We start from the raw sequence: 2,667 nt of genomic DNA on the forward strand, positions 1-2,667 counted from the left end.
CGTCGGCGTCCCGGTCGGTGATGCCCCCGATCGCGTTCCACGTCCGGAACAGGTGCGGGTAACCCAGCCGGTCGACCAGGTCGAACGCCGCCAGGTACGCCTCGCGCACGGCCTCGCCGCACCCGGCCGACGTCCCGGTGCTCGCCGCGCCGAACAGCACCTCGCCGTCGTGGGCGTAGTGCAGGCCCCGGTGCTCGCCGGTGCTCACCGGGCCGGTGGCGGTCCACACCTCCACCACCTCCGGCACCCCGGGCCGGACCACGTGCAGCGGCAGCACCGGGCGGTCGCGCTCCCACCGGACCGGGCCCGCCCGGTCCGAGTGGCGGATCGCGCCCAGCACCTCGGCGCCCGCCATGTCCTCGAACTCGCGCGCGGTCCGGAACGAACACCGCGGTGACGTGACCTCGTTGGTGCGCAACACTTCTCCTCCTGGGCCTCGGCAGTCTTCAGTCCACGTCGTGCCACGCCGCGACGACCGCGAGCGCCTGGCCGGGGTCGAGCAGGGGGCCGCGCGGGCTCGTGCGGGTCGCGGAGCCGTTCCACCGGCGCCCGGCCGCGTGGTCGGGCGTGGTCCCCAGGTGCAGCCCGCCCGCCACCGCGCCGGCCACGCGCACGGTCGCCCGGAAGTCCGCCACCTCGCGGACCGCCGCGTCGACGAGCCGGTCCTCGTCCCCGCCGGCGTCGACGGCGCCGTTGCCGCGCACCGGGTCGCACAGCCAGATCACCGGGTGGCCCGCCGCGCGCACCGCGGTCACCAGCGGCAGGAGCACCGCCGACACGCGGTCCGCGCCGAGCCGGGCGATCAGCGTGAGCCTGCCCGGCACGCGGTCGGGGTCCAGCCGCTCGCACAGCGCCAGCAGCTCGTCCCGGTCCGTGCCCGGTCCGACCTCGCACGCCACCGGGTTGACCACCGAGGCGAGCAGCTCGACGTGCGCGCCCCCCGGGTCGCGGGTGCGGTCGCCGAGCCACGGCCAGTGCGTCGAGGTCAGCAGGGCCGCGCCCCGCTCGTCCCGGCGCACCAGCGGCAGCTCGTAGTCCAGCACCAGCGCCTCGTGGCCGGTCCACGTCCACGGGCCGCGCTCCCGCAGGAACGCCGTCGCCGTCCGCGCCGCGTGGTAGCCCGCGACCAGCCGCGCCGGGTCGGCCCGCCGGGCGTGCGCGTCCGGCTGCGGCGCGTTGACCAGGTCGCCCCGGTACACCGGCAGCTCCACGCCGTCGACCACCTCGGTCGGGTCGGACCGCGACGTGGCGAACTGGCCCGCGAACCGGCCGACCCGCGCCACCGGGCGGCTCCGGCCCAGCGCCCGCGCGAGCACGTCCAGCAGCGCGGTCTTGCGGACCAGGTGCTCGGGCGCGCACTCGGCGAACGGCTCGACGTGGTCACCGGCCTGGAGCACCAGCCGCCTGCCCGCCACCACCTCGGCCAGCGCCGAGCCCAGCGCCGCGACCTCGTCGGCCGTCACCAGTCCGGGCAGTCCCGCCAGCCGTGCCCGGAACCGCCGCGCCCGGTGCTCCGGCCACGGCGGCCGCTGGGCCGCCGGACGCGCGCGCACTCGTTCGGACAGCACCGGTCCGCCGGTCGCCGGAATGGTTTCGATCGACATCGGGACCGCCTCCCCGCATTGCTCGCCGTTTGATTTCACCGACAATGGTGGAGAATTCGGTGACGGCTTTCGTCTGTCCTGGGTGGGATTCCGGGCCTCGTCCCGCGCCCGCGTCGTCGCCCGATCGAGGTAAGACCGGAGGTGGACGGTCAAGCTCCGCCGCCGGGGGGACGATAGGGACCGGCAGGGGTGGTGCCATTGTCGGTGCGGATCGGGAAATGACTCGCGCCCGGCGCGCGAAGCGCCCGTCCGCGCCCGAGGAAAAGGGCCGAGGCGAAAAGGGGAGGAAAAGTGTCCGGTTCCGACGTGCGACTGGTCGTGTCCGTGCAGGCGCGTGGTTTCGAGGGTGCGCCGTGGGAGGGCCACCTCGCCACCGGCGTCTTGACCTCGCCGGACGAGGTGCTGGTGCCGGAGGGCGCCAGGGTGCTCGCCAAGGCCGCCGACGGCATCGACCTGCTGGTGCTGCCCCTGGCGCCGGACTCCGACCACCTGGACTCGTCGCGGCGCCTGGAGCGGCTCGCGGGCGTGCGGGTGCGGTTCGTGCCCACCGGCGACGGCGGCGAGGCGGGTGGCGTCACCGCCGCGAACGCCTCGCGCTACCGGCCCCGCGTCGGGGAGACCACCCGCGGGGAACTGGACCGCGCCGTGGCCGAGCACGACCACGACGTGTGGGCCGCCCTGGAGGACCTCGGCGTCATCGAGACCGGGCTGCGCGACGCCGTGACCGAGGAGCTGCTGCGCGCCGTGCCCGCCGCGGAGGACGCCCAGCGGAGGCCGACGTTCGAGGACTTCGAGGACGTCTTCCCCGGCAAGCCCGCGTCGATCTGCATCATCCTCCACTCCTGCCGGAGCAGGGGGAATTGATGACCCGGTGGTGGGTCCTCCCCGGGGCGACCGCGGTCGACGTGGCCCTGGCGGCGTCGGCCGGCCTGGTGGACGCCTACGTGTTCTCCGCCCTGATCAGCCACTGGACCGGCGACGCCCACGGGTGGCTGGCCGCCGCGTTCATCGCGGCCGGCGTGTTTTAAATTCTTCTGCGCCGGCGTCGTGAGGTTGAGGTTTT

General features: G+C 75.3%; 4 protein-coding genes. 2 read left to right on the forward strand and 2 right to left on the reverse strand.

Features of this window, described 5'->3' with window-relative positions:
- Both ACFV4N_RS42575 and ACFV4N_RS42580 read right to left on the reverse strand, forming a co-directional pair.
- The coding region (locus tag ACFV4N_RS42575) for a chorismate transformation FkbO/Hyg5 family protein (RefSeq protein ID WP_499678380.1) at positions 1-418 on the reverse strand (418 nt) is incomplete at its 3' end.
- Between the two features lie 28 nt (positions 419-446).
- The gene (locus ACFV4N_RS42580) at positions 447-1,604 is read right to left on the reverse strand and encodes a 3-deoxy-7-phosphoheptulonate synthase (RefSeq protein WP_499678381.1); all 1,158 of its coding nucleotides are present in this window, start codon (positions 1,602-1,604) and stop codon (positions 447-449) included.
- Positions 1,605-1,895: 291 nt separating this feature from the next.
- Here ACFV4N_RS42580 and ACFV4N_RS42585 point away from each other — a divergent pair, with 291 nt between their 5' ends.
- Together ACFV4N_RS42585 and ACFV4N_RS42590 are read left to right on the forward strand one after the other, a co-directional pair.
- Positions 1,896-2,468: a hypothetical protein gene (locus tag ACFV4N_RS42585; RefSeq protein ID WP_499678382.1), complete on the forward strand. Its 573-nt coding sequence runs from the start codon at positions 1,896-1,898 to the stop codon at positions 2,466-2,468.
- Complete coding sequence (locus ACFV4N_RS42590; protein WP_499678383.1) at positions 2,468-2,632, forward strand: hypothetical protein; 165 nt, start codon at positions 2,468-2,470, stop codon at positions 2,630-2,632. Before ACFV4N_RS42585 ends, ACFV4N_RS42590 begins: the two co-directional genes overlap by 1 nt.
- The last annotated feature ends 35 nt before the right edge of the window (positions 2,633-2,667 follow it).

It is taken from the genome of Actinosynnema sp. NPDC059797 (assembly GCF_042732085.1).
In the GTDB taxonomy this organism is placed as follows: Bacteria; Actinomycetota; Actinomycetes; order Mycobacteriales; family Pseudonocardiaceae; genus Actinosynnema.